Annotated in this window: 24 protein-coding genes and 1 riboswitch; of the genes, 11 read left to right on the top strand and 13 right to left on the bottom strand. The window is 65.2% G+C overall.

Translation table 11 applies throughout. The annotated features are described in order from the left end of the window. Positions 1-47: 47 nt before the first annotated feature. Together D2N39_RS16100 and D2N39_RS16095 are read left to right on the top strand one after the other, a co-directional pair. Complete coding sequence (locus D2N39_RS16100) at positions 48-1,562, top strand: FGGY-family carbohydrate kinase (protein WP_119135810.1); 1,515 nt, start codon at positions 48-50, stop codon at positions 1,560-1,562. 1 nt (position 1,563) lies between these two features. Next, positions 1,564-3,195 carry a glycerol-3-phosphate dehydrogenase/oxidase gene (locus D2N39_RS16095; protein WP_119135809.1) on the top strand — a complete coding sequence of 544 codons (1,632 nt, stop codon included), beginning with the start codon at positions 1,564-1,566 and terminating at the stop codon, positions 3,193-3,195. 2 nt (positions 3,196-3,197) lie between these two features. Here the strand turns inward: D2N39_RS16095 and D2N39_RS16090 are convergent, their stop codons facing one another. Then, on the bottom strand, positions 3,198-3,650 hold the full coding sequence (locus D2N39_RS16090) for a 6,7-dimethyl-8-ribityllumazine synthase (RefSeq protein ID WP_119135808.1): 453 nt from the start codon (positions 3,648-3,650) through the stop codon (positions 3,198-3,200). 76 nt (positions 3,651-3,726) lie between these two features. Continuing rightward, positions 3,727-3,855, bottom strand: a riboswitch (FMN riboswitch). 215 nt (positions 3,856-4,070) lie between these two features. On the opposite strand from D2N39_RS16090, the gene D2N39_RS16085 reads away from it, so the two are divergent. Then, positions 4,071-5,075: a TAXI family TRAP transporter solute-binding subunit gene (locus D2N39_RS16085; protein WP_119135807.1), complete on the top strand. Its 1,005-nt coding sequence runs from the start codon at positions 4,071-4,073 to the stop codon at positions 5,073-5,075. Between the two features lie 94 nt (positions 5,076-5,169). Further along, complete coding sequence (locus D2N39_RS16080) at positions 5,170-7,236, top strand: TRAP transporter permease (protein WP_119135806.1); 2,067 nt, start codon at positions 5,170-5,172, stop codon at positions 7,234-7,236. Between the two features lie 72 nt (positions 7,237-7,308). Here the strand turns inward: D2N39_RS16080 and D2N39_RS16075 are convergent, their stop codons facing one another. The 5 genes from D2N39_RS16075 to D2N39_RS16055 form a co-directional block, all read right to left on the bottom strand. Beyond that, positions 7,309-8,427, bottom strand: a complete 1,119-nt coding sequence (locus D2N39_RS16075; RefSeq protein ID WP_119135805.1) for an ABC transporter permease — start codon at positions 8,425-8,427, stop codon at positions 7,309-7,311. Continuing rightward, positions 8,424-9,323, bottom strand: a complete 900-nt coding sequence (locus tag D2N39_RS16070; protein ID WP_119135804.1) for an ABC transporter ATP-binding protein — start codon at positions 9,321-9,323, stop codon at positions 8,424-8,426. The genes D2N39_RS16075 and D2N39_RS16070 overlap by 4 nt, the downstream gene beginning before the upstream one ends. Next, on the bottom strand, positions 9,320-10,264 hold the full coding sequence (locus tag D2N39_RS16065) for an HlyD family secretion protein (RefSeq protein ID WP_119135803.1): 945 nt from the start codon (positions 10,262-10,264) through the stop codon (positions 9,320-9,322). The genes D2N39_RS16070 and D2N39_RS16065 overlap by 4 nt, the downstream gene beginning before the upstream one ends. Then, positions 10,261-10,899: a CerR family C-terminal domain-containing protein gene (locus D2N39_RS16060; RefSeq protein ID WP_119135802.1), complete on the bottom strand. Its 639-nt coding sequence runs from the start codon at positions 10,897-10,899 to the stop codon at positions 10,261-10,263. Before D2N39_RS16060 ends, D2N39_RS16065 begins: the two co-directional genes overlap by 4 nt. Before the next feature lie 86 nt (positions 10,900-10,985). Then, positions 10,986-12,212 (bottom strand): argininosuccinate synthase, encoded by a 1,227-nt coding sequence (locus tag D2N39_RS16055; protein ID WP_119135801.1) that lies wholly within the window; start codon positions 12,210-12,212, stop codon positions 10,986-10,988. Between the two features lie 127 nt (positions 12,213-12,339). Here D2N39_RS16055 and D2N39_RS16050 point away from each other — a divergent pair, with 127 nt between their 5' ends. Further along, positions 12,340-13,065 carry a hypothetical protein gene (locus D2N39_RS16050; RefSeq protein ID WP_119135800.1) on the top strand — a complete coding sequence of 242 codons (726 nt, stop codon included), beginning with the start codon at positions 12,340-12,342 and terminating at the stop codon, positions 13,063-13,065. Positions 13,066-13,101: 36 nt separating this feature from the next. Continuing rightward, positions 13,102-14,349, top strand: coding sequence for a threonine ammonia-lyase IlvA (gene ilvA, locus D2N39_RS16045; protein WP_119135799.1), 1,248 nt, complete (start codon positions 13,102-13,104; stop codon positions 14,347-14,349). A 4-nt stretch (positions 14,350-14,353) separates the two neighbouring features. Here ilvA and D2N39_RS16040 read toward each other — a convergent pair whose 3' ends face one another. Next, positions 14,354-14,683, bottom strand: a complete 330-nt coding sequence (locus tag D2N39_RS16040) for an Hpt domain-containing protein (protein ID WP_119135798.1) — start codon at positions 14,681-14,683, stop codon at positions 14,354-14,356. Between the two features lie 178 nt (positions 14,684-14,861). Between D2N39_RS16040 and D2N39_RS16035 the strand changes: the two genes are divergently transcribed. Next, positions 14,862-16,133, top strand: a complete 1,272-nt coding sequence (locus D2N39_RS16035) for a PP2C family protein-serine/threonine phosphatase (protein ID WP_233557210.1) — start codon at positions 14,862-14,864, stop codon at positions 16,131-16,133. Here D2N39_RS16035 and D2N39_RS16030 read toward each other — a convergent pair. Beyond that, positions 16,112-16,564 carry an NUDIX hydrolase gene (locus tag D2N39_RS16030; RefSeq protein ID WP_119135796.1) on the bottom strand — a complete coding sequence of 151 codons (453 nt, stop codon included), beginning with the start codon at positions 16,562-16,564 and terminating at the stop codon, positions 16,112-16,114. The genes D2N39_RS16035 and D2N39_RS16030 overlap by 22 nt on opposite strands. A 71-nt stretch (positions 16,565-16,635) precedes the next feature. On the opposite strand from D2N39_RS16030, the gene hslO reads away from it, so the two are divergent. Genes hslO through D2N39_RS16015 form a run of 3 tightly spaced genes read left to right on the top strand, consistent with a single transcriptional unit; the run spans position 16,636 to position 19,353 of the window. Then, entirely contained in the window at positions 16,636-17,637 is a 1,002-nt protein-coding gene (hslO, locus tag D2N39_RS16025) for an Hsp33 family molecular chaperone HslO (protein WP_119135795.1), read from the top strand. After that, positions 17,627-18,214: a CoA pyrophosphatase gene (locus D2N39_RS16020; protein WP_119135794.1), complete on the top strand. Its 588-nt coding sequence runs from the start codon at positions 17,627-17,629 to the stop codon at positions 18,212-18,214. Before hslO ends, D2N39_RS16020 begins: the two co-directional genes overlap by 11 nt. After that, entirely contained in the window at positions 18,211-19,353 is a 1,143-nt protein-coding gene (locus D2N39_RS16015) for a CCA tRNA nucleotidyltransferase (protein WP_119135793.1), read from the top strand. The genes D2N39_RS16020 and D2N39_RS16015 overlap by 4 nt, the downstream gene beginning before the upstream one ends. A 71-nt stretch (positions 19,354-19,424) precedes the next feature. Here the strand turns inward: D2N39_RS16015 and rpsO are convergent, their stop codons facing one another. After that, positions 19,425-19,694: a 30S ribosomal protein S15 gene (gene rpsO / locus D2N39_RS16010; protein ID WP_119135792.1), complete on the bottom strand. Its 270-nt coding sequence runs from the start codon at positions 19,692-19,694 to the stop codon at positions 19,425-19,427. A 300-nt stretch (positions 19,695-19,994) separates the two neighbouring features. Here rpsO and D2N39_RS16005 point away from each other — a divergent pair, with 300 nt between their 5' ends. Continuing rightward, on the top strand, positions 19,995-21,008 hold the full coding sequence (locus D2N39_RS16005) for a calcium-binding protein (RefSeq protein ID WP_119135791.1): 1,014 nt from the start codon (positions 19,995-19,997) through the stop codon (positions 21,006-21,008). On the opposite strand, the gene D2N39_RS16000 is transcribed toward D2N39_RS16005, so the two are convergent. Genes D2N39_RS16000 through rbfA form a run of 4 tightly spaced genes read right to left on the bottom strand, consistent with a single transcriptional unit; the run spans position 20,983 to position 23,628 of the window. Further along, positions 20,983-21,513, bottom strand: a complete 531-nt coding sequence (locus D2N39_RS16000) for a DUF1643 domain-containing protein (protein WP_119135790.1) — start codon at positions 21,511-21,513, stop codon at positions 20,983-20,985. The genes D2N39_RS16005 and D2N39_RS16000 overlap by 26 nt on opposite strands. A gap of 4 nt (positions 21,514-21,517) precedes the next feature. Next, positions 21,518-22,423 carry a tRNA pseudouridine(55) synthase TruB gene (gene truB, locus D2N39_RS15995; protein WP_119135789.1) on the bottom strand — a complete coding sequence of 302 codons (906 nt, stop codon included), beginning with the start codon at positions 22,421-22,423 and terminating at the stop codon, positions 21,518-21,520. Positions 22,424-22,478: 55 nt separating this feature from the next. Next, positions 22,479-23,207, bottom strand: a complete 729-nt coding sequence (locus tag D2N39_RS15990; RefSeq protein WP_119135788.1) for a phosphodiester glycosidase family protein — start codon at positions 23,205-23,207, stop codon at positions 22,479-22,481. Next, positions 23,200-23,628: a 30S ribosome-binding factor RbfA gene (gene rbfA / locus D2N39_RS15985; RefSeq protein ID WP_119135870.1), complete on the bottom strand. Its 429-nt coding sequence runs from the start codon at positions 23,626-23,628 to the stop codon at positions 23,200-23,202. Before rbfA ends, D2N39_RS15990 begins: the two co-directional genes overlap by 8 nt. Positions 23,629-23,720 lie beyond the last annotated feature (92 nt).

Here is a 23,720-nt window from a genome sequence, read left to right as displayed (position 1 = left end):
CCGGGTGCATCTGCATCCGGCCCCGATCTTTCCGAAAGGGATCTGCCATGGCTTGCCTGCTGGGTATCGACAACGGGTTGACCGTCAGCAAGGCGGTGATCTTTGACGAGGACGGACGCGAGATTGCCGCCGCGCTACGCCGCGTGCCACAACAGATACCGCAGCCCCGGCATGTGGAACGCGACATGGCCGGTCTCTGGCGCGCGACCGCCGCGGCGGTGGCCGAGGCGCTGGCGCGATCTGGCCGCGCACCGGGCGACATCGCGGCGGTGGCGGCGACGGCGCATGGCGACGGGGTTTATCTGCTGGATCAGGCGGCGCAACCGCTGGGCGCGGGTATCCTGTCGCTCGACAGTCGCGCGGCGGGGGTGGTCGCCGGCTGGCAGGCCGATGGCACCGCTGCAAGGGCGCTGGCGCGCACGGGGCAGGAACCGCATGCCTCTGCCCCTTCGGCGCTGCTGGCGTGGATCGCGCGGCATCAGCCCGAACGCTTTGCCCGGATCGGGCATGTTCTGGCCTGCAAGGACTGGATTCGTTACTGCCTGACCGGCAGCATCGGCACCGATCTGACCGAGGCCAGCACCTCTTTCACCGATGTCACGACACAGGGCCATGCGGCGGACATCTCCGCGATTTTCGGGTTGGGCGGCCTCAACCTACCGCAGATCGACCGCCCCGATCAGGTGGTGGGCCATGTAACCGAAGCCGCCGCGGCTTTGACGGGGCTGCGCATCGGCACGCCGGTGGTGGCGGGGCTGCATGATGTGACGGCCTCGGGTCTTGGCATCAGTGGCTATGGCGAGGGGATCGTGGCCATCGTCGCCGGCACCTATTCGATCAACGAAACCGTGACGCGGCAACCGCTTTGCGATGCGCGCTGGTTCTGCCGTAACGGCATCGCGCCGGGCGAGTGGAACGCGATGGCGATCTCGCCCGCCTCGGCCACCAATTACGACTGGCTGCTGGATCGCACCTTCGGGGCCGAGCGGCAGGCGGCCGAGGCTGCCGGTGACTCGATCCATCCGCAGGCGGCGGCCGAGCTGCAAGCCGCGCTGGCCCGGCAATCGACGCTGATGTTCCACCCCTACCTGTTCGGCTCGCCCCATGGGGCGGGGGCCAGCGCGGGTTTCCTCGGTCTGCGCGGTTGGCATGACCGGGGCGACATGCTGCGCGCCGTGGTCGAAGGTATCGCCTTCAACCATCGCCTGCATGTCGATGCGCTGCGCGAAGGTTTTGCCCCGCGCGAGGTGCGGTTGACAGGCGGCATTTCCCGCAATCCCGCCATCGCGCAACTCTTTGCCGATGTGCTGAACCTGCCGGTCACCGTGCCCGGCACCGGCGAGGCCGCCGCCTGGGGCGCCGCGCTTTGTGCCGGTGCGGGGGTGGGGCTTTACATCAGCCCGCACCACGGCCCGCCCGCCCCGGAAGGCGCCACCTTTGACCCGCAGCCCGCCCGCGCGGCCGAGATGGCCCACCGCTATGCGCTGCATACCGAGATTGCTGCGCGGCTTGCCCCGATCTGGCCTGCGCTGGAGGCCCTGGCCTCCGAGGAGACCGCCTGAGATGACTGCAACCCCCATCGACGTGCTGATCCTCGGCGCCGGGATCAACGGGGCCGGGTTATTCCGTGACCTGTGCGAACAGGGGCTGACCTGCGTGATCGCCGACAAGGGCGATTACGGCTCGGGCACCTCGGCCGCGCCCTCGCGGTTGATCCATGGCGGCATCAAGTATCTGGAAACCGGCGAGTTTCGCCTTGTCGCGCAATCGACGCTGGAACGGAACCTTCTCTTGCGCAACGCCCCGCATTGCGTGCATCCACTGCCGACCGTGATCCCGATCTTTTCGTGGCTCAAGGGCATCGGCGCGGCGCTGCGCACGCTGATGGGATCGACCACCGCGCCACGGGCACGCGGGGCGGTGCTGATGAAGATCGGCCTCGCGCTTTATGATTTCTATGGCGCGCGGGCGCAGGTCATGCCGCGCCATGCGCTGTGGGGCCGGGCGAAGGCGTTGGCCGAGATTCCGCCGCTGACGCCGCGTATCGTGGCGGCGGGGCGCTACTTTGACGCGACGGTGGCGCATCCCGAACGGCTGGTGCTGGAACTGGTGCAGGACGGGTTGCGAGCCAGCTCGGCCTCGCGCGCCTTCAACCATTGCGCGCTGCTGGGGGCGGAGGGCGCCACGGTGCGGCTGCGCACCGTCGATGGCGCCGAACTGGCGCTGCGCCCGCGCGTGGTGGTCAATGCAGCCGGGCCGTGGATCGACAGCGTGAACGCTACGCTGGGGCTGCAAACCCGGCTGATCGGCGGCACCAAGGGTTCGCATATCCTGCTGGATCACCCGGCGCTTCTGGCGGCGCTGAAGGGGCGGATGATCTATTTCGAGGCCGATGACGGGCGCATCTGTCTGGTGTTCGATTATCTGGGCCGTGCGCTGGTCGGATCGACCGACACCCGCGCCGACGACCCCGATACCGTGCGCTGCGAGGAGCCGGAGATCGACTATTTCCTGCAAAGCCTGCGCAGCCTGCTGCCGGGGCTGCATTTCGACCGCAGCCAGATCGTCTATGCCTATTCCGGCATCCGGCCGCTGCCGGCCTCGGACGGGACGGCGGCGGGGCTGATCAGCCGCGACCATTCCGCCCCGGTGATCGAGGCGGCGGGCGCGCGCGACTGGCCGGTGATCTCGCTGGTCGGCGGCAAGTGGACAACCTTCCGGGGCTTTGCCGAGGAGGTGGCGGATACGGTTCTGTCGCGCCTTGGTCGGGCGCGGCAGGTCAGCACGCGCGATCTGCCCATCGGAGGCGGGCGGGATTATCCGGCTGACCCGGCGGCTTGGGCGGCACAGGCGGGCGGGGCGCCCGGACGTGCCGCCACGCTGCTGGCGCGTTATGGCACCACGGCACGCGCCGTTCTGGCGGCAGAAGGCGCTTCACCCACCCCGCTGCAGGATGCGCCTGATTACACGCTGGAAGAATTGGGTTGGCTGACCCGGCACGAACAGGTGCAATGTCTGGAGGATCTGGTGATGCGTCGCACGGCGCTGGCGGTCACCGGCCAGCTGAGCGCGCGCGATCTGGAGCGGATCGCCGGGTTTGTGGCTGAAATCCTGGGCTGGGACGCCCCGCGACGCGATACCGAACTGGCGCAGGTGGTCGCCCGGCTGACCGGGCGCCACTATTCGCGGCTGTAGGCTCAGCCCGCCAGCCGCGTCTCAAGGTCCAGAAGCTGCCGCACCGCGCTGGCGGCCTCGGCGCCCTTCTTGACGAAATGGTCGCGGTAGAAATCGGTCAGCACATCGACCGGCTGGTAATTGTGCGGCGTCAGCGAGACCGACAGGCAAGGCACGCCGGTTTCAAGGCCCACGTTCATCAGTCCGGTCACCACGGCACCGGCGACGAAATCGTGGCGATAGATACCGCCATCCACCACGAAGGCGGCGGCGACCACAGCGTCGAAACGCCCGGTCTGCGCCAGTTTCTTCGCGGCAAGCGGCATCTCGAATGCGCCGGGCACGTCAAAGGTTTCCACCTCGGCACCGGGGATCAGCCGGGTGGCCTCGGTCAGAAAGCCCTCATGCGCGCGGTCCACGATGTCATCGTGCCAGCGCGCGCGGATAAAGGCGATGCGGGGGGTCTTGGTCGTCATGTTTTCGGAACCTTCCGTTCAATTGCGTCAGGTCCCAGAGCACGAGTCACACCCGGCCCGCGGGATGCAGGCCGTGCGCGATTCTCTTCCATCCGGACTATACCGTCGGCCCCGGAATTACACCGGATCTGCTGACCCTTCGTTGCCGAAGGCGCTCGCGGGCTATACCGCCGGTGGGGAATTGCACCCCGCCCTGAGAACACCTTTGCCTAGCCCGAACAATGTGGAAAAACCAGCCCGCAACCGGCATCGGCATGTCGGAAACCGGCGCCAGTTTCGGGGTGGTTCCGGCATTTCGCCTGCGAAACTGTCAAAGCGCCGGTCCCAAAGCGGTTGCATTTGACCATTTGGTCGGTCTTACTGGGGCGATCAAGGGCGCGTGATGAACGGCGCCCTCTTTGCCAAGGGGAGATGTTGGGTATGATTCATCAGAAATTCTTCGCGGGTCTCGCGCTGACGGCGGGCCTTCTGGCGGGCGCCGCGCAGGCGCAGGACATGGCGTTTTTCCGCATCGGCACCGGCGGCACCGCTGGCACCTACTATCCGATCGGCGGCTTGCTGGCCAATGCGATCTCGAACCCGCCGGGCTCGCGCCCCTGTGAAGAGGGCGGCTCCTGTGGTGTTCCGGGCCTGATCGCCTCGGCGCTGTCGGCCAACGGATCGGTCGCCAATATCAACGCCATCGCGGGTGGCACGCTGGAATCGGGCTTCTCGCAATCCGACGTGGCAACCTGGGCCTATACCGGCACCGGCATCTGGGAAGGCAAGCCCGCAGTCGAAAAACTGCGCGCCATCGCCAACCTTTACCCGGAAAGCATCCATCTGGTTGCCAGCGCGGAATCGGGTATCAATGGCGTGGCCGATCTGAAGGGCAAAACCGTGTCGCTGGACGAACCGGGCTCGGGCACGCTGGTCGATGCGCGGATCATCCTTGAAGGCTATGGCCTGTCGGAAGGCGATGTGAAGGCCGAGTTCCTGAAGCCCGATCAGGCCGCCGACCGGATGCGCGACGGCGCGATGGATGCCTTCTTCTTCGTGGGCGGCTATCCTGCCGGTGCGATTGCCGAACTGGCCAGCCAGCACGCCGTGAAGATCGTCCCGATCACCTGTGACGAGGCACCCGCGATCTGCGAAAAATATGGGTTCTTCGCGGCTGACACCATTCCGGGTGGCACCTATGAAGGCAATGCCGACGATGTGAAGACCCTTTCGGTTGGTGCGCAATGGATCACCAGCGCCGACCAGCCCGAAGAACTGGTTTACCAGATCACCAAGGCGCTGTGGAACGACAATACCCGCAAGCTGCTGGATTCGGGCCATGCCAAGGGCAAGATGATCACCGCCGACACCGCGCTGAACGGCGTTGGTATTCCGCTGCATCCGGGCGCCGAGCGCTTCTACAAGGAAGCGGGTCTGCTGAAGTAAAGGACCGGCACAAGACCGGCCAGAAGAAGGGGCCGCGCCGCGATGCGCGGCCCTCTCGCGCTTTGTAACAGTCAGAACAGGGGGCAAGTGACCTATGGCGAAGGTAGAGGAAGACGAGGTTCCGCGGCATCTGACCGCGGGCGAGCTTCAGGCGCTGGAAGAAAAGTTCGACCCGGAAATGCGGTTCCGCGAGGTTGCGCGGCCGCTGGCTATCCTGACTGCGGCCATTCTGTTCCTGCTGTCATGTTATCATTATTATACCGCCGGGTTCGGCATCCCGCAGGCGACGGTGCATCGCGGGCTGCATATGGGCGTCACGCTGGCGCTGGTGTTCCTGAGCTTTTCGGCCTTTGGTGCCAAGCGCACCGAGCCGGGCATTCTTGCCCCTTGGGGCCTGCCGCTGATTGACTGGCTTCTGGCCATCGCCGGGACCGTGGCGGCGCTTTATGTGCCATGGATCTATTCGGAACTCGCGTTCCGCGTCGGCAATCCGCTGCCCATCGACGTGGCGATGGGGACCGTCCTCATCGTCGTTCTGCTGGAGGCTGTGCGGCGGTCGATGGGCTGGCCGCTGCCGGTCATTGCGATCCTGTTCATCGGCTACGCCTATTTCGGGCAGTCTATGCCGGGTATCCTTGTCCATCCGGGGGCAAGCTGGTCGAACATCGTCAACCACCTTTATCTGACCTCGCAGGGCATTTACGGCACCGCGCTGGGGGTAATCGCCACCTATGTGTTCCACTTCGTGCTGTTCGGCGTGATGGCGACGCGGATCGGGCTGGGGCAGTTGTTCATCGACGTGGCTTCGGCGCTGGCCGGGCGTTATGCGGGGGGGCCTGCCAAGGTTTCGGTGCTGTCGTCGGCGCTGCTGGGGTCGATCTCGGGTTCCTCCATCGCCAATACGGTGACGACCGGATCACTGACCATCCCGGCGATGATCCGCATCGGCTATCCCCGCCATTTCGCGGCGGCCGTCGAGGCGGCATCCTCCACCGGCGGGCAGATCACACCGCCAGTCATGGGGGCCGTGGCCTTCCTGATGATCGAATATCTGGGCGTGCCGCTGACCACCATCCTGACCGCCGCTCTGGTCCCGGCCTTCATGCACTTCTTCGGCGTGCTGGTGCAGGTGCATCTTGAAGCGCGGCGTCTGGGCCTGCGCGGCCTGTCGGCCGAAGAGCTGCCAAATGCGTGGAAGGTGCTGAAGGCTGGCTGGCTGTCGGTCTTCCCGCTGATCCTGCTGGTGGCGGTGCTGCTGTCGGGCCGCACGCCCTTCGCTGCCGCCTTCTGGTCGATCACCGCCTGTATCGTGGTTCTGGCGATTCAGGAGTTCATGAAGGGCGGCGTGACGCAGGCCATCCGTGGTACCGCCCATGGCGTTTGGGAGGGTTTCTGCCTTGGCGCGCGCCAATCGCTGTCGGTGACCGCCGCCGCTGCGTTGGTGGGTGTGGTGATCGGCGTCGTCACCCTGACCGGCGTCGGCTTCAAGATCGCCTATATGGTGACGGGCGTTGCGGCGGGCTGGGCGGCCTCGGTCTCGGGCTGGCTGTCGGTGCTGCCGTTCGAGATCATGACGGTGCCGACGCTGACCCTGCTGTTCACCCTGCTGCTGACGGCGGTGGTTTGCATCCTGATGGGCTGCGGCATCCCGACGACCGCCAATTACATCATCATGGTGGCGGTGGCGGCGCCCATCCTCGGCATGCTGGGGATGGAACAGATCGTCGCCCATTTCTTCGTGTTCTACTACGGGGTGCTGGCCGACATCACGCCCCCTGTGGCCATGGCCGCCTATGCGGCGGCGGGGATCGCCGGGGCGAACGCCTTCAAGGCGGGGAACACGGCGTTCCGGCTGGGCATGGGCAAAGTGCTGGTGCCCTTCGTCTTTGCCTTCCAACCTGCGCTTCTCTTGGTGACCGAGGGCTTTACCTGGGGCGCCTTCTTCCTCGCGTTCTTCGGCGCGGTGATGGGCATCTATGTGCTGGCAGCGGCTGTCACCGGCTGGCTGTTCGCCCCCCTGAAAGGGTGGGAGCGGCTGGCGCTGACCGTGGCCGCGCTGCTGCTGGTGGCGCCGTCGATGACGCCTACGATCATCGGCCTCATCCTGATCCTGCCCGTGGCGCTGAGGCAATTGATGGGGCGCGGCGGGGTGGCTGCCTGATGGCCAGAAGTTTCGGTAAAGCCAGAAGTTTCGGTAAAGAGTGACAGGGCGCGGGGAAACCCGCGCCCCTTTTCAATCCAGTGTGCGGCGGAAGCGCGCCAGCGCCAGCAGGCCATAGACCAGCACGAAGGCCAGCAACGCCGCCATCGGCTGTGCAATGTCGGGCTGGCTCGCCCCTTTCAACATCACTGCCCGGATCAGCCGCAGGAAATGCGTCAGCGGGAAGACCTCGCCCAGCGTCTGCGCCCAGCCGGGCATGCCGCGGAACGGGAACATGAAGCCCGACAGCATCAAGGACGGCAGGAAGAAGAAGAACGTGAGCTGCATTGCCTGCATCTGCGTGCGCGCGAGGGTGGAAATCAGGTAGCCAAGGATCACCAGCGCCAGCACGAAGGTGAAGATGCCCGCGGCCAGCACGCTGAAACTGCCGACGAAAGGCACGCCGAACAACAGCCGTGCCGCCAGCAGAACCACCGCCACCTGCACCGCGCCGACGCCCATATAGGGCACCACCTTGCCGAGCATGATCTCGACCGGCGTGGCGGGCAGGGCCAGCAGGTTCTCCATCGTGCCGCGCTCGATCTCGCGGGTCAGTGCCATGGACGTCATCATCACGAGGATCATCTGAAGGATTACGCCCAGAAGCCCCGGCACGATGTTGTATTGCGTGATCCCCTCGGGGTTATAGCGCTTGTGAACGACGATCCCGACAGGCGGCTGCGTCGGGCTGGCCCCTGTTTCGCGTTGCAGGGCCTCTGCCGCGACAGTGCCAAGGGTGGAAATGGCCCCCGAAGCGACGGAAGGATCAGTCGCATCCGCCTCGATCAGGATTTGCGGCGCGTCGCCACGTTCGACCCGCCGTCCGAAATCCGAAGGCAGGGTGACGACGAAAGCCACAGCTCCGCGGGTAATCAGCGCCTCTGCCTCTGTCGCGGAAATGCCGACATGGGTGAAATCGTAATATCCCGTCAACTCCAGCGCCGAAACCATGGCGCGGCTGAACCGATCCTGCGTCGGTGCCACCAGCGCGGCAGGCAGGTGTTTGGGGTCGCTGTTGATGGCATAGCCGAACAGCACAAGCTGCATCAGCGGCACCAGCAGCATCATGGCGAAGGTGATCCGGTCGCGCCGCATCTGGATCAGCTCTTTGCGCAGCAGGGCGCCGAGGCGGCGAAGGGAAATGCCGGTCATGCCATGTTGTCCCTGCTCTGGCCCATCAGGCGGATGAAGACGTCCTCAAGGCTGGTTTCGCCGGGCTGGAAGCTTGCACCGGCCTCGGTCAGCGCGCGTTCCAGCGCGGCGCGGTCAGTGCCGGTGACGTGCAGAGTGGTGCCGAACGGGGCAACCTGTTCCACCCCCGGCGCGGCCCGCAGCCGTGCCGCCACCTCGCCCGGACGGTCGGCGGTGACCAGAAAGGTGGTCAACCCGGCCGAGGCGATGACCTCGGGCACCGTGCCGCGGGCAATCAACCGGCCGTAAGCGATATAGTTGATGCGATGGCAGCGTTCTGCCTCGTCCATGTAATGCGTGGATACCAGAACCGTCAGCCCGTCGGCGGCAAGACCGTGAATTTCATCCCAGAACTCGCGCCGCGCCTTGGGGTCCACCCCGGCGGTGGGTTCGTCCAGCAGCAGGAGCTTTGGTTTGTGCATGATGCAGGCCGCGAGTGCGAGCCGTTGCTTCCAGCCACCCGAAAGGCTGCCTGCAAGCTGACTGCGGCGCGAAGTCAGGCCCAGCCCCGCCAGCGTGTCGCGCACCGCCTGCGCCGGTAGCGCGTAAAGCCCGGCGACGAAGGCAAGGTTTTCCTCGATGGTCAGATCCTCGTAATAGGAAAACTTCTGCGTCATGTAGCCGACCTGCCGCTTGATGGCGCGGGCTTCGCGGCGGATGTCATGGCCCAGCACTTGCCCGTTGCCCGCATCGGGCGTCAGCAGCCCGCACATCATGCGGATGCAGGTGGTCTTGCCGGACCCGTTCGGCCCCAGAAACCCCGCGATCTCGCCCCGCGCGACGCTGAGCGAGACGTCATCCACCACCTTGCGACCATGGAAGGCTTTCGTCAGTCCGGTGACCTCGATCGCGTTCATGGCGCCGACAGGTCCACATCGACGATCTGGCCGGGCTTCAGCCGATCCGATCCGGGATCTGGGCGGGCCTCGACCAGAAACACCAGTTTCTGCCGGTTTTGCAGCGAATAAATCACCGGGGGCGTGAATTCCGGCGCATCCGACACATAGCTGACGGTCGCGCCTTGCCCGGTGCAGCCATCGCAATTGACCACCAGCCGCGTGCCGGGGCGGATATGGGCCACCGCTGGTTCGGGGACGTAAAGCCGCAGCTTAACTGCGCCGTCGGGCAGGAAGGACAGGACCGGGGCTGACGGTCCGGCAATCTCGCCGGGTTCACGCACGACATCGTAGATCGTGCCGGGCGCGGGGGCAGCAAGGGCGCGTTGCGACACCTGCCATTCCGCCGCCTCGCGTGCCGCCTGTGCCTGCGCCAACCCGGCGCGGGCGGCCTCGATCTCTTGCGCACGGGCGGGCAGGCGGGCAACGGCCAGATTGGCCTCTGCCTCGGCCACGCGGGCGGCGGCAACCTCGGCGGCAGTGCGGGCCTGATCCAGTTGCGCCTCGGGGCTGACGTTGCGGGCGTTCAGGCTTTGCTGGCGCGCAACCTCTTTCGCCGCCTCATTCGATTGTGCGCGGGCCGAGGTCAGCGTCGCCTCCAGCACACGGATTTCCTCAGGTCGGCGGCCTTCCTGAAGGTTGGCCAACTGGCTTGCGGCCCGCGCTTCTGCCGCGCGCGCTTCGGCCAGCGCGATTTCGGCATCGCGCTTTTCCATCGCCACCAGCGGCGCCCCCGCTTCCACATGATCGCCCCGCGTCACGGTGACAGCCGACACCTGCGCCACGGCAATCGGTGCGATCAGCACGAAATCCCCCTCGACATAGCCCGTCGCAAAGGGTGGTGGCGTATCGCAGGCCGAAAACAGGGCGGACAGCAGCGGAACGGCGCAGATCAGGCTCATGGCAGGCTCCTGTGAAGGATGGCGCGCAGATTGGCGGCCAGACGGTCGGCGATGGCCTTGGTTTCGGCGGCGGAATAGCCGGTCCAGCCCATGCGGCGGCAGATGACTGGTTGACCGATGCGGAAATAGACCGCCTGTCCCAGCAGCGAGAATACCAAAAGCCGGGTTTCGTCGGCCTCTGCGGGTTGGCCGGTGGCCATGCCGGTCAGGGCGCAAAGCTCGCGGTGCTTGGGCAGGAAAAATGCGTCATAAACCAGATCGAAGGTCGGGCCGCCTTCGGAAAGTTCGCGCAGGATGAAAGCCACGGTGTCCTGCGCCTGCGGGCCCTGGGTCAGGAAAACCACCATGGCGCGCAGCATCGCCTCCAGCCGGTCCAGCGCTTCGCCTTGTGTGGCTGGGAGTTGCGTTGCAGGTGGTCCGGTGACCTGCCCGATGCGCCGCGCGACCTCGGCCCCGCAGGCAAGGCGCAGGCCTTCCTTGCTGCCGAAGTGATAGGCGATCGAGGCGACATTGGTTTTGGCCAGCGCCGCCAGCGCCCGTGTTGGTGTGGCGGCAAAGCCCTGCTTGCCGAACAGGTGCAGCCCGGCGGCGATCAGATCGGCACGGGTGCCGGTGGGGGGATCATCCTGTGTCATGCGATAATTTAATCAAACGATTGATTTAATCGCAAGTCCGAAAAAAGCCCGCCCCGGAAAGGGCGGGCCTTGCCGTGAAACGGCGTTTACTTGGCGACGCGGGCGTTGCGCGTGGCGATCAGTTTCAGCCGCAAGGCGTTCAGCCGGATGAAGCCCGCCGCGTCTTTCTGATCGTAGGCGCCGGCGTCTTCCTCGAATGTCACATGCTTTTCGGAATAAAGCGAATGTTCCGACCAGCGGCCGACGCAGGTTGCCGACCCTTTGTAGAGCTTCAGCCGCACCGTGCCGGTGACGTGTTCCTGCGACTTGTCGATCAGGGCTTGCAGCATTTCACGCTCGGGCGAGAACCAGAAGCCGTTGTAGATCAGCTCCGCATAGCGCGGCATGATCGAATCCTTCAGGTGGCCCGCACCGGCGTCGAGCGTGATCTGCTCGATCCCGCGATGCGCCTCCAGCAGCACGGTGCCGCCGGGGGTTTCATAGATGCCGCGCGACTTCATGCCAACGAAGCGGTTTTCCACGAAATCCAGTCGGCCGATGCCATGCTTGCCACCCAGTTCGTTCAGGCGGGTCAGGATGGTGGCGGGCGACAGCGCCTCGCCGTTGATCGCGACCGCATCGCCCTTCTCGAAGGTGACTTCGATATATTCGGGCTCGTTCGGGGCATCCTCGGGTGCAACGGTGCGCTGATAGACGTAATCGGGCGCCTCGTCGGCCGGGTTTTCCAGTGCCTTGCCCTCGGAGGAGGTGTGCAGCAGGTTCGCATCCACGCTGAACGGCGCTTCGCCGCGCTTGTCCTTGGCGATCGGAATCTGGTTCGCCTCGGCAAATTCGATCAGCTTGGTGCGGCTGGTCAGATCCCATTCCCGCCAAGGCGCGATGACCTTGATCGACGGGTCGAGCGCATAAGCCGACAGTTCGAACCGGACCTGATCGTTGCCCTTGCCGGTGGCGCCATGGGCCACGGCATCGGCGCCATGGGCATGGGCGATTTCCACCAGATGCTTGGAAATCAGCGGCCGCGCGATCGAGGTGCCCAGCAGATAGAGCCCTTCGTAAACCGCATTGGCGCGGAACATCGGGAAGACGAAATCGCGCACGAATTCCTCGCGCACATCGACGATATGGATGTTCTCGGGCTTGATGCCCAGCAGTTCCGCCTTGGCGCGGGCGGGTTCAAGTTCTTCGCCCTGACCCAGATCGGCGGTGAAAGTGATGACCTCGCAGCCGTATTCGGTTTGCAGCCATTTCAGGATGATCGAGGTGTCGAGGCCGCCGGAATAGGCCAGCACGACTTTCTTGGGCTTGGACATGGAACGCTCCCTCGGGGTTTGGCCAGCGATTAAAGGCAAATGACCGCAAGGGCAAGCGCGGGCTGGGCCGCTTGACTCTGGCGGGGCAAGCTGACTCAATCGCCGCGTGCAAATGGCGAGGACCAAGATGAAGGCGTGGCAGATTTTCACCCATTCGGTGCGGCAGGTGTTCGGCAACCTGACCGACGCGCTGCGCATATCGGGCCTGCTTTACATTGTGCAGATGATGATTGTCGTGGCGATGGGGGTGACCTCGGGCGATGTCATGCAGATCAACCCCGCGAAAATGCTGCTGGTCGTCGCTGTGGCGCTGGTGTTTTCGCTGTGGATCGCCGTTGCCTGGCACCGTTTCGTGCTGCGGGGTGAGGGCGGCACCAGCCTGCTGCCGCCGTTTCATGGCCCGGAGGCTCTCCGTTATCTGGGTCGATCCCTGCTGATCGGGTTGGTCATCGCAGCGGTTGCCGCGGTTCTGGGCATGGCCATCATGCCGCTTGGGCTGATGCTGGCTGGCCCCCTGTTGGGCGCGATGATCGGTTCGCTGCTGCTCATGGTTCCCGTTTTCATGGTGATGCTGCGGCTCAGCATCCCGCTCCCGGCCATTGCCATGGGGGAAAGCATCGGTTTTAACGAAGGCTGGAAGGCAACCTATGGGGAAACCGGGGTCTTTTTCGGGCTGGCGCTGCTGCTGGCTGTCTTCAGCATCCTGCTGGGCGTGCCGGAATCGCTGTTCCGGCCGGATTCCATCCCTGCGCTGCTGTGGACGCTGACCTCCGGCTGGGTGCAGATGATGGTCGGCGTGTCGATCCTGACCACGCTTTACGGCCATTACATCGAAAAGCGCCCGCTGGTCTGAGCTTGCCAATCCCGGCGGGACGGGTCTAATCGGCGCATGAGTGATTTCACCAGCCGAGCCCGCCTGACCACCGAAGCCCTGCGTGACCTGTTTCCGGCCACGCCGTTGCAGCGCAATGACCACCTGTCAAATCGCTATGGGGCGGAAATCTACCTCAAGCGCGAGGATCTGACGCCGGTGCGCAGCTACAAGCTGCGCGGGGCGTTCAATGCCATGCGCAAAGTGCGGGCGACAAACCCGGATCAGGGGCATTTCGTCTGTGCCAGCGCCGGGAACCATGCGCAGGGCATGGCCTATGCCTGCCGCCATTTTGGCGTGCGCGGCACGATCTTCATGCCGGTGACCACGCCACAACAGAAGATCGACAAGACCCGCACCTTCGGCGGCGATGCGGTGCGCATTGTGCTGACTGGCGACTATTTCGACCAGACGCTTGCCGCCTCGCAAAAGTATTGCGCCGAGGAAGGCGCGCATTTCCTGTCGCCCTTCGACGACCCCGATGTGATTGAGGGGCAGGCGAGCGTGGGGGTGGAATTGCTGGACCAGCTTGGTGCTGCGCCCGATCTGGTGATCCTGCCGGTCGGCGGGGGCGGTCTGGCCTCGGGCGTGACCACCTATCTGCGCGATGCCGCGCCGGGCGTTGCCTTCCGCTTTGTGGAGCCGCTCGGCGGTGCCAGCCTCAGCGCGGCACTGGAGGCAGGTGGGCCGGTCACCTTGCCGCGCGTCAACAGCTTTGTGGACGGGGCCGCGGTGGCGCGGTTGGGGGCGCATACCTACGACTGCCTGAAATGGGTCGATCCGGCACAGGTGCTGCTGGCGCCAGAGGATCGCATCTGCATCACCATGCTGGAGATGCTGAACGTTGAGGGCATTGTGCTGGAACCCGCCGGTGCCTTGTCGGTGGATGTGCTGCCAGTGTTGGCAGAGGAGATTCGCGGCAAGACGGTGGTTTGCGTGACATCTGGAGGCAACTTTGATTTCGAGCGTCTGCCAGAGGTGAAGGAGCGTGCGCAGCGCTATGCGGGCAAGAAGAAATACTTCATCCTGCGCATGCCGCAACGACCCGGAGCCCTGCGCGAATTCCTGATGATGCTGGGCCCGGATGATGACATCACGCGGTTTGAATATCTGAAGAAATCGGCACGCAACTTCGGATCGGTGCTGATCGGGATCGAAACCAGCAGCGCGGAGAATTTTGACGCGCTGGCGGCGCGCATTGATGCCGCGGGGTTTTCCTACCGCGACATTACCGGCGACGACGCGCTGGCCGAATTTCTGGTCTGAGGTTTCAGGCTGCGGAATTCCGCTGCAATCCGTTTGTGAAAGCCGCCTTGGATTCGGTGTAAAGCCGGATCAGTGCCGCTATGTCTACAGCCGCGCCTGCCCCGGCGTTGCACATCCTTTCGCCTTCCTGACACCGCAGGGCCAGATCGCGGAACCCGAGGTTCAGTGCGCTGCCTTTCAGGAAATGCAGGTCGCGCGGCAAATGCGTAACCGCGCCCGTCCGCAGCCGCGTGACCACCTCGTCGGTTTCTTCCAGAAACAGCGCCGCCACTTCGGCAAAGCCGTCCTCACCCACTTCGGATTGCAGTTCTGCAACCCTGCTCCAGTCAATCATATCACACCCCGTCTGCGGCCGGATTGGCCGTCGGCTCCACGTCCCACACAGAAGCAGGATCATGGCTGGCGCTTAACAAGCGGTTAGGAAAACCTGCGAGTTCTCGTGCATTTTATGTTTCACATCATCTTAAGACAGGGTGCCGAATCTGCTGCTATATTCGTGCGGAGACAGCGGCGTGAGCCAGAACAGCCCGGTATTTATTAGTGACAGGCCCGGCGCTGCGGCGCGCGGACGGGTGCTTGTGGTTGATGACAGCCGGGCGCAGCGACGCATCCTGGCGATGTCGCTGCAACGCTGGGGCTATCTGGTGACAGAGGCCGCGACGGGGGAGGAGGCACTGCGCCTTGCGCGGGAGGCTCCGTTCGATATCGTCTTGTCCGACTGGGTGATGCCGGGCATGTCGGGGTTGGAATTCTGCAAGGCTTTCAGGGCCTTGCCGCATGAAAGCTATGGCTATTTCATCATGCTGACCTCGAAGTCCGAAAAGGGCGAGGTGGCGGACGGGCTGGACGGCGGGGCCGATGACTTTCTGACCAAGCCGGTCAGTGCGGATGAATTGCATGCGCGGCTGCGGGCGGGGCAGCGCATTCTGGGCATGCAGGCCGAACTGGTGGAAAAGAACCGGCTGATCCGTTCGACGCTGGATGAATTGCAGAAGCTGTATGATTCGCTCGACCGTGACCTGATCGAGGCACGCAGACTGCAACAGACGCTGGTGCGCGACCGGCACCACGATTTCGGGCGGGGGGCGGCGGCGATCCTGATGAAACCTTCCGGCCATGTCGGGGGCGATCTGGCGGGGTTCTTTGAAATCAGTGCCCGTCGCGTGGCGCTGTATTCGGTCGATGTGTCGGGGCATGGTGTGGCCTCGGCATTGATGACCGCGCGGCTGGCGGGGGTGCTGTCGGGGGCGTCACCCGATCAGAATATCGCGCTGACCGGCGGGCTGGACGGGCAGCGTGATGCCTGGCCGCCGGAAATGGTCGCGGCGCGCTTCAACCGGATGATGCTGGAGGAAATTCAGGTCGATCAGTATTTTACAATGGCCTATGCCGAGGTTGATCTGGTCAGCGGCCGGGTGCAGCTTGTGCAGGCCGGGCACCCCCATCCGCTTATCCTGCGCGCGGGCGGCCCGATTGAACGACTGGGCGCCGGGGGGCTGCCCATCGGGCTTTTACCCAATGTGGCGTTTCAGCGGATCGAGGCGCAGCTTGCGCCGGGCGACCGGCTGTTTCTGGTTTCGGATGGCGTTACCGAATGCCCCACACCCGAGGGCGAGGAGCTGGGCGATGACGGCTTGACCCGCATCTTGCAGGCCAATGCGGCGCTGGACAGCCCTGCGCTGCTGGAGGCGCTGGTCTGGAACCTCAACGCCCATGCCGGGGGCGGCGATTTCCCCGATTATGTGTCTGGGGTATTGTTCGATTACCGGGGGAATGTCGATTGAATGGCGCGCGCAAGAAACGCCCGGTCCCCAGCATTGCCCAGCAGATCCAGCGCCTCAACCGCCGGTAGCCAGGCCGCGCTGTGCCCTGCCTCTGTCGGCGGGCAAATGGAGCGCACGGGCCGGGCCAGATAGATGGTGCAGAGCTTTTCGGCCCAGAGGTCGTAATCCGGCATGTAGCAGAACCGCCGGAACGCGCCAAGGCGGCGGGTGACGCGGATGCTCCACCCGGTTTCCTCCATCACCTCGCGGTGCAGGGCCGCGATGGGCTGTTCGCCGGGGTCGATGCCGCCACCGGGCAACTGGAACTCGGGCTTCGGTTTTTCCTGAAAGGTGGTCAGGATCTGGTCGCCCTCCAGCAGCACGGCATAGACGCCCGGGCGCCGCCGATAGTGTTGACCTGCCTTCACCGCTTCGCCATACCGCCTGATCATGCCTTTGGTCCTGTGCTTGCCGCGCCTATATGATCGCGGTATGCCAAGACTGGCGCCTTCAGGAAACCCCCATGACCATCGGATCACAGATCGCCTGGGACGATACCGTCCTGCCCTTTCAACTCGACCTGTCGGACATCCGCGGCCGCATCGCGCGGCTGGATGGTGTTCTGGATCAGGTTCTGAAGCAACATGCCTACCCGCCGCAGATCGAAGCGCTGGTCAGCGAAGCGACGCTGCTGACCGCGCTGATCGGGCAGACGATCAAGCTGCGCTGGCGGCTGTCGCTGCAAATCCGCGGCACCGGCGCGGTGAAGATGGTCGCAACCGATTACTACGGCCCGACCGAGGGGGGCGAACCCGCGCGGCTGCGCGCCTATGCCGATTTCGACCCCGATCACCTGCCCGAGGTCGAACGCCCCTTCGATCTGCTGGGAGAGGGCTATTTCGTCATCGTGATCGACCAGGGGCAGGGGATGACCCCCTATCAGGGCATCACGCCGCTGACCGGCAATTCGCTGGCCGATTGTGCGCAGACCTATTTCGCGCAGTCCGAACAGCTGCCGACGCGGTTCGCACTGACTTACGGTCAGGTGCAGATGCCGGGTAGCGCGCCGCATTGGCGCGCGGGCGGTGTTATGATCCAGCATATGCCCAAAGCCTCGCCCTTCGCGGCGGATCAGGGCGGTTCGGGCGAGGGCGGTCTGCTGACCGCCAATGACATTGTTGACGGTGAGGACGGTGAGAACTGGACCCGCGCCAATCGCCTGCTGGAAACGGTGGAGGAGATGGAGCTGATCGGCCCTGCCGTCTCGCCCACCGAACTGCTGGTGCGGTTGTTCCACGAGGAAGGCCCGCGTGTTTTCGATGCGCAGCCCGTGCGGTTCGGCTGTTCCTGCTCGGCCGAGAAGGTGCGGTCCTCGCTGGGGATCTATTCGCAAAAGGATCTGCGGCACATGACGACGCCGGAAGGCATCGTGACGGCGGATTGCCAGTTTTGCGGCGCGCATTACGAGTTTGACCCGCTGACGCTGGGCTTCGACGCGCCGAAGGCGGCCCCGGATGGGGCCTGAGGCGCTGCTGGCGGCGCTGGCGCGGCGCACGGGGGAAAGCTCGGATTTCGATCTGAATCCGGGCACCGTGCTGCCGCCCGGACGCAAGCTGCGGCCCGCTGCCGTGCTGATCGCCGTGTGCGACGGGGCGGGCGGGCCGTCGGTCCTTCTGACCAAACGAGCGTCGGGACTGAAGCATCATCCCGGCCAGATCGCCTTCCCCGGGGGGAAGATCGACGCGGGCGATGCCTCGGCCGAGGCGGCGGCGCTGCGTGAGGCGCGCGAGGAGGTGGGGCTGGACCCCGCGCTGGTGCGCGTGCTGGGGTCTTTGCCTGCCCATGAAACGGTGACGGGCTACACCGTGGTGCCGATCCTTGCCCATGTCACCGCCCCTTTCATCCCGCGCCCCGAGGCTGGTGAGGTGGAAGAGGTGTTCCGCGTGCCATTGGCGCATCTGGCCGATCCGGGGAATTTCCGGGTGGAGCGCCGGATGTGGCGTGGCGACTGGCGGCGCTATTACGCCGTCCCCTATGGCCCCTATTACATCTGGGGCGCCACGGCGCGGATGCTGCGTGGTCTGGCCGAGAGGCTGGTATGAGGGTTTCCGGTCTCTGGATCGACGCAGCCGAAACGCAAGCAGTTTGCGCGGCGCTGACCGGGGCAGGCGCACAGGCGCTGTTTGTCGGCGGTTGCGTGCGCAATGCGCTGCTGGGGGCGGCGGTAAATGACATCGACATCGCCACCGATGCGCGGCCAGAAACCGTGGCCCGCGTGTGCACGGCGGCGGGGTTCCGGGTGGTGCCGACCGGGATCGACCATGGCACTGTCACGGTGGTTGCCAAGGGCGTGCCGCATGAGGTGACGACCTTCCGTCGTGACGTGGAAACCGATGGCCGCCGCGCCACGGTCGCCTTTTCTTCCGATGTGGCCGAGGATGCCGCGCGGCGCGATTTCACCATGAATGCGCTTTATGCGGCGCCTGACGGTCAGGTGATAGATCCGCTGGGTGGCTTGCCCGACTTGCTGGCACGGCGACTGCGTTTCGTGGGCGAGCCGGAGCAACGCATCCGCGAGGATTACCTGCGCATTCTTCGCTTCTTCCGGTTCCATGCCTGGTATGGCGACCCCGCACAGGGGATCGACGCGGATGGTCTGGCCGCCTGCGCCGTGCTGGCCGAGGGGCTGGAGACGCTTTCGGCAGAACGGGTCGGGGCCGAGATGCGCAAGCTGCTGGCCGCGCCCGACCCCGCGCCCTCGGTCGCGGCCATGGCGCAGACCGGGATCTTGCAGCGGGTTCTGCCCGGTGCCGACCCGATGGCGCTGGCGCCGCTGGTGCATCTGGAGGCCGGGATACCGCCACGCTGGATGCGGCGGCTGGCGGTGCTGGGCGGCGATGCGGTCGATGACCGCTGGCGCCTGTCGCGGGCGGAAAGCCGCGATCTGGCGCTGTTGCTGTCTGCGGTGCGCGAGGGGGGCAGTCCTGCGGTTCTGGGCTATCGGCTGAAAGCACTGGCCGACGACGCCATTCTGGCCCGTGCCGCGCTGCTGGGCCAACCGCCCTTGCCCGGTTGGCAGGCCGAGGTCGCGCGTGGCGCGGCGGCCATCCTGCCGGTGCGTCCCGCCGATCTGATGCCGCAGTATCAGGGGGCGGATCTTGGCGCGCGGCTGAAGGCGATCGAGGCGCGCTGGCTGCAATCGGATCTGCGGCTGGACCGGGCCGCGCTTCTGGCTCCGTGATTGCGAACCCCGTGAAACGCGAAACGCCCGCAGCCATAGGCCACGGGCGCTCCGTTAAGCTGTGCGAAAGCTCAGCGACGCAGGCCCAGACGCGCGATCAGCGACTGGTAACGGCCTTCATCCTTGCCCTTCAGGTAGTCCAGCAGCTTGCGGCGCTGGGCCACGAGCATCAGAAGGCCACGACGCGAGTGGTTGTCCTTCTTGTGGGTCTTGAAGTGCTCGGTCAGCGTCGCGATGCGCGACGACAGGATCGCAACCTGAACTTCGGGCGAACCGGTGTCGCCTTCCTTGGTTGCGTACTCCTTGATCAGACGGGCTTTTTCTTCCACGGTGATCGACATCGGGATCTCCTTTACAGGTTGGTGTGACGGCACAAGCCGGGATGTCGTCCAGCAGGGCCCTTGGTTCCGCCTTGCAGCGGATGCGCGCGTATAGGGGAAAACCGGCCGCGAGGGAAGATGGATTCGCTGCGGGGATTTCTTCCGACTTTAACCAAATTGCAATAAACCATCGCGGCCTCGTGGCGCGCTTGCCCGGATTGTGCCATGATCGGCGGGTTGAATATTCTGTGATGACAAGGGCTTGCGCGAAATATTGGTTAACGCCGGGTCGAAGTTTCGGGGTAAGTGGGGGAAAAGGCCATGTTGGGGCTGATCGGTTTGCTGGGCGCGTTGAGCGCGGGGCTGATGCTGGATGCTTTCGTCGCGCGGCCGGGACCGGATGACGATACCCCCGGCGCCGGAGAAGATTCGCCGCCCGAAGAAGACAGCAGCGCCGATTCTTTCGCGCATGGCGACCTGCTGGACCCGCCCCCGGCGGTCGAGGCTCCGGCACCGGAAGATGATCATCCGCCGGTTCTGGGCAGCCCCGGCAATGACAAGCTGACGGGCGGGGCCGAGGATGATCTGATCCGTGGCCGTGGCGGCATGGATCAGATCGTGTCGCGGGGCGGGGCCGATACGCTGGGTGGCGGCGCGGGACAGGATTACCTGTATGGCGGGCGCGGCGATGATGTTCTGTCAGGCGGTCTGGACGACGATCTGCTGCGCGGCGAAGCGGGGGAGGATGCGCTGTCTGGCGGAGGCGGCAATGATCTTCTGGCAGGTCATGGCGGGGCCGATACGCTTGACGGCGGGCGCGGCGCCGACTCGCTCCTGGGTGGCAGCGGCAATGACCTGCTGCAAGACGATCTGGGCGACGACTGGCTGAACGGTGGTTATGGCGACGACACGCTGTTCGGCGGCTATGGTGCCGATACGCTGGATGGCGATGTGGGCAACGATCTGCTGATTGGCCACGATCCGCAGGCACCGCAGGATGGCGATGCCGATTTCCTGAACGGCGGTCAGGGAGACGATACCATGATCGCGGGGGCCGAGGATTACCTGACCGGCGGCAGCGGGGCCGATACCTTCCGTCTGGGCGACTGGCTGGAGGAGGGGGATGGCGCGCGGATCATGGATTTTAACGCCCGCGAAGATGTGCTGGAGGTGCAATACGACCCCGAGGCGCATCCCGACCCGGTACTGGAACTGCATACGGACGCCAATACCGGCGATGTGGCGTTGCATCTGGATGGCAAGCCGCTGGCCGTCGTGGCGCATGGCGAGGGCTTGGATGTGTCTCAGATCAGGCTTGTTCCGCGGGCGGCGTGATTTCCCACGCCTGCACGGTCTGTGCCAGCGGCACATAAAGCGGATGGCGCGGCTGCCCGGCGAAGGTCAGGCCCAGATGCGTGACCTCTGCCCCGTTGACGCGCAGCAGGTCCAGCACCGCCGCATCGCGTCCCATCAGCCCGCCATGGTTGCCCCAGCCGCAAACCACCGGCCCCGAGACCCGCGCCGCCCAGCGCAACAGCCGGTCGTTCAGCGGGCCGACCGGATCGTCGGCGCGTTTCAGATCGGTGGGTTCCTTGCTGCGTAGGGCGAACAGGTTCACCACCGCAAAGCCGCCCGCCCCAGCCATGCGCGCGCGTTTCTCGCAACGCGCAAGCGTCTGGTCATTCTTGCGTTCCGTCGCGGTGGAGGGGTTGAGCATGACAAACAGCATCAGCTTCCCCTCCCCCCAACGCCGGCTGAGGTAATAGCGATAGCGGCTACAGCGCGAATAGACGGCGCGTGATTGCACGCCCGCCTCGGCATGGCGACGGATCAGCAGCATCGGCTTACAAGTTGAACACGCGGCTCGGGTGCAGTTCGCCCGACTGATAGCTGCCCACCGCAACCGGCTTCCCCTGATACGAGGCCCAGGCGGTTTCGCCGTAGTCCACGCCAGAGGCGATGACCATGCCGGGATTGCCATTCTTCAGCCGCGCCGCGCCTTCCGGCGTGGCGGGCAGTTCCGGCAGATCGGCCAGCCCCAGCTCCAGCGGCAACAGCAGCGTGTCAATGTCGTCGGTGCGGGCCAAACGCTCGATCTCGTCAAGGCTCACGCCCTTGTCGGCCTCGAACGGGCCGGACCAGACCCGGCGCAGCCATTCGACATGGCCGCCGCAGGCCAGTGCCGCCCCCAGATCGCGCGCGATCGACCGCACATAACCGCCTTTGCCGCAGACCATTTCCAGTTCCACATGGTCGGCATCGGGGCGGGCGATCATCTCAAGGCTTTCCACCCACAGCGGGCGGGCGGCCAGATCCATCGCCACGCCGTCGCGGGCGAGGTCATAGGCGCGCTCGCCCTCCACCTTCACGGCGGAAAACTGCGGCGGAATCTGCATGATCTCGCCCCGGAACGGCGCCAGCGCGGCGGCAATCGCCGCATCTTCGGGGCGCGCGTCGAAGGTGGCCAGCGTTTCGCCCTCGGCATCGTCGGTGGTGGTGGTCACCCCCAGCCGCACCATGAAGCGATAAGCTTTCAGCGCATCGGTGATATAGGGCACAGTCTTGGTCGCCTCACCCAAGGCCACCGCCAGCACCCCGGTCGCCGCCGGATCAAGCGTTCCGGCATGACCGGCCTTCTGCGCCTGAAACGCCCATTTCACCTTGTTCACGACCGAGGTCGAGGTGATGCCTGCCGGCTTGTCGATCACGACCCAGCCGGAAACTGCCCGGCCTTTCTTGCTGCGCGCCATATCCGCCCCGCTTCTTTCAGAGAACCCGCCTGCTATCCGCCCCGGGGGCAGGCCGTCAAGGCAGCGGCGCCACCAGCCCGACGATGGGCCCCATGGGAAAGCCAATATCCGCCCGTCCCAGCCCCGGCGCATAAAGCCGCGAGACTTTGCCGTCGAAATACAGCGCATCGGGCAGGCCGAGTTGATCACGGAACAGCCGCGCGAAGGTTTCAAAATTCACCGCAGCATCCGAGATGGCAAAGATCGCGCGCTTGCCATCGGCACTGACCCCCACGCCGTTGCGGATATAGGTGCTGTCGCTGCCCGGAATGAACTTCGGATGCAGCTTGCCGCCGATCACCAGCATCGGCCCGGATTGTGTGGCATAGCGGCAGTTGCGCGGCGCCTTGGCAAAGCGTCGTGATTCGATCACCGCGAATCGTGCCTTTCCGATGCAGAACACCCCGTTCGGCAGCATCCCGAAATTCCCGCGAGAGGCCGGCAGCACGATCCCGTGCCGCTGCTGCCCTTTCTCGATGTAAAGCCCCACAGGCCTGCGGTCGGGATGATACATCCCCGCGTTCATCGCAAAGACCAGCGCCTTGCCCTCGGGCGCCAGCGCCGTATCCACAGCGCCGAACGACCCCAGCAGATCGCCTGCATCATCGCTGTGAAACAGCCGCAGATCCGCGCCAGTCTGCACTTCGCAAAGGGTGAAGGGGATGCCCTCGAAACTTGCCTGTCGGCACGGTTCTGCCAGCGCCGGGGCGGCCAGCAGACACAGCGCCGCCAACAGCTTAAGCATCGTCGTCGTCGTCGCCCTCATCCGGCGTATCCAGATCGCGGCGCACCTTTTCATCGGCGAACAGGCGCCGCGTCTCGTCCAGTTGGTCGAAAGTCGCATCAGGGCGGAAGCGCAGGTCGGGCGTGTATTTCAGAGTCAGCGCCCCGCCGATACGGTGGCGCAATTCGGCCTTGTTGCGCGCCAGCGCGGCAATCGCATCCTCCACCGGGACCGATCCCATCAGCGGCATGACATAGGCCGTCGCCACCTTCAGATCGGGGGAACAGCGCACCTCACCCACGGTGATGGACATGCGGTTCAGATCGGGATCGTGGATCTCGGCCCGGTTCAGCACATCGGAAAGCGTGCGCCGGATCAGTTCGCCGACGCGAAGCTGCCGTTGCGAGGGGCCATCGCCCGAGGAGAAGCGGTTTTTCGACATGACTTCCATCTAAGCCTTCCCCGTCGCCGCCGCAACAGGGCTTGGCCGTCTCCGCGCTTTCACGCTATGGGAAGGCGACCAGACAGGAGGGC

The sequence above is a fragment of the Gemmobacter lutimaris genome (assembly GCF_003570715.1).
Taxonomy (GTDB): domain Bacteria; phylum Pseudomonadota; class Alphaproteobacteria; order Rhodobacterales; family Rhodobacteraceae; genus Gemmobacter; species Gemmobacter lutimaris.
The sequence above is the reverse complement of the archived record's forward strand: the minus strand, read 5'-3'. Positions and strand labels throughout refer to the sequence as shown.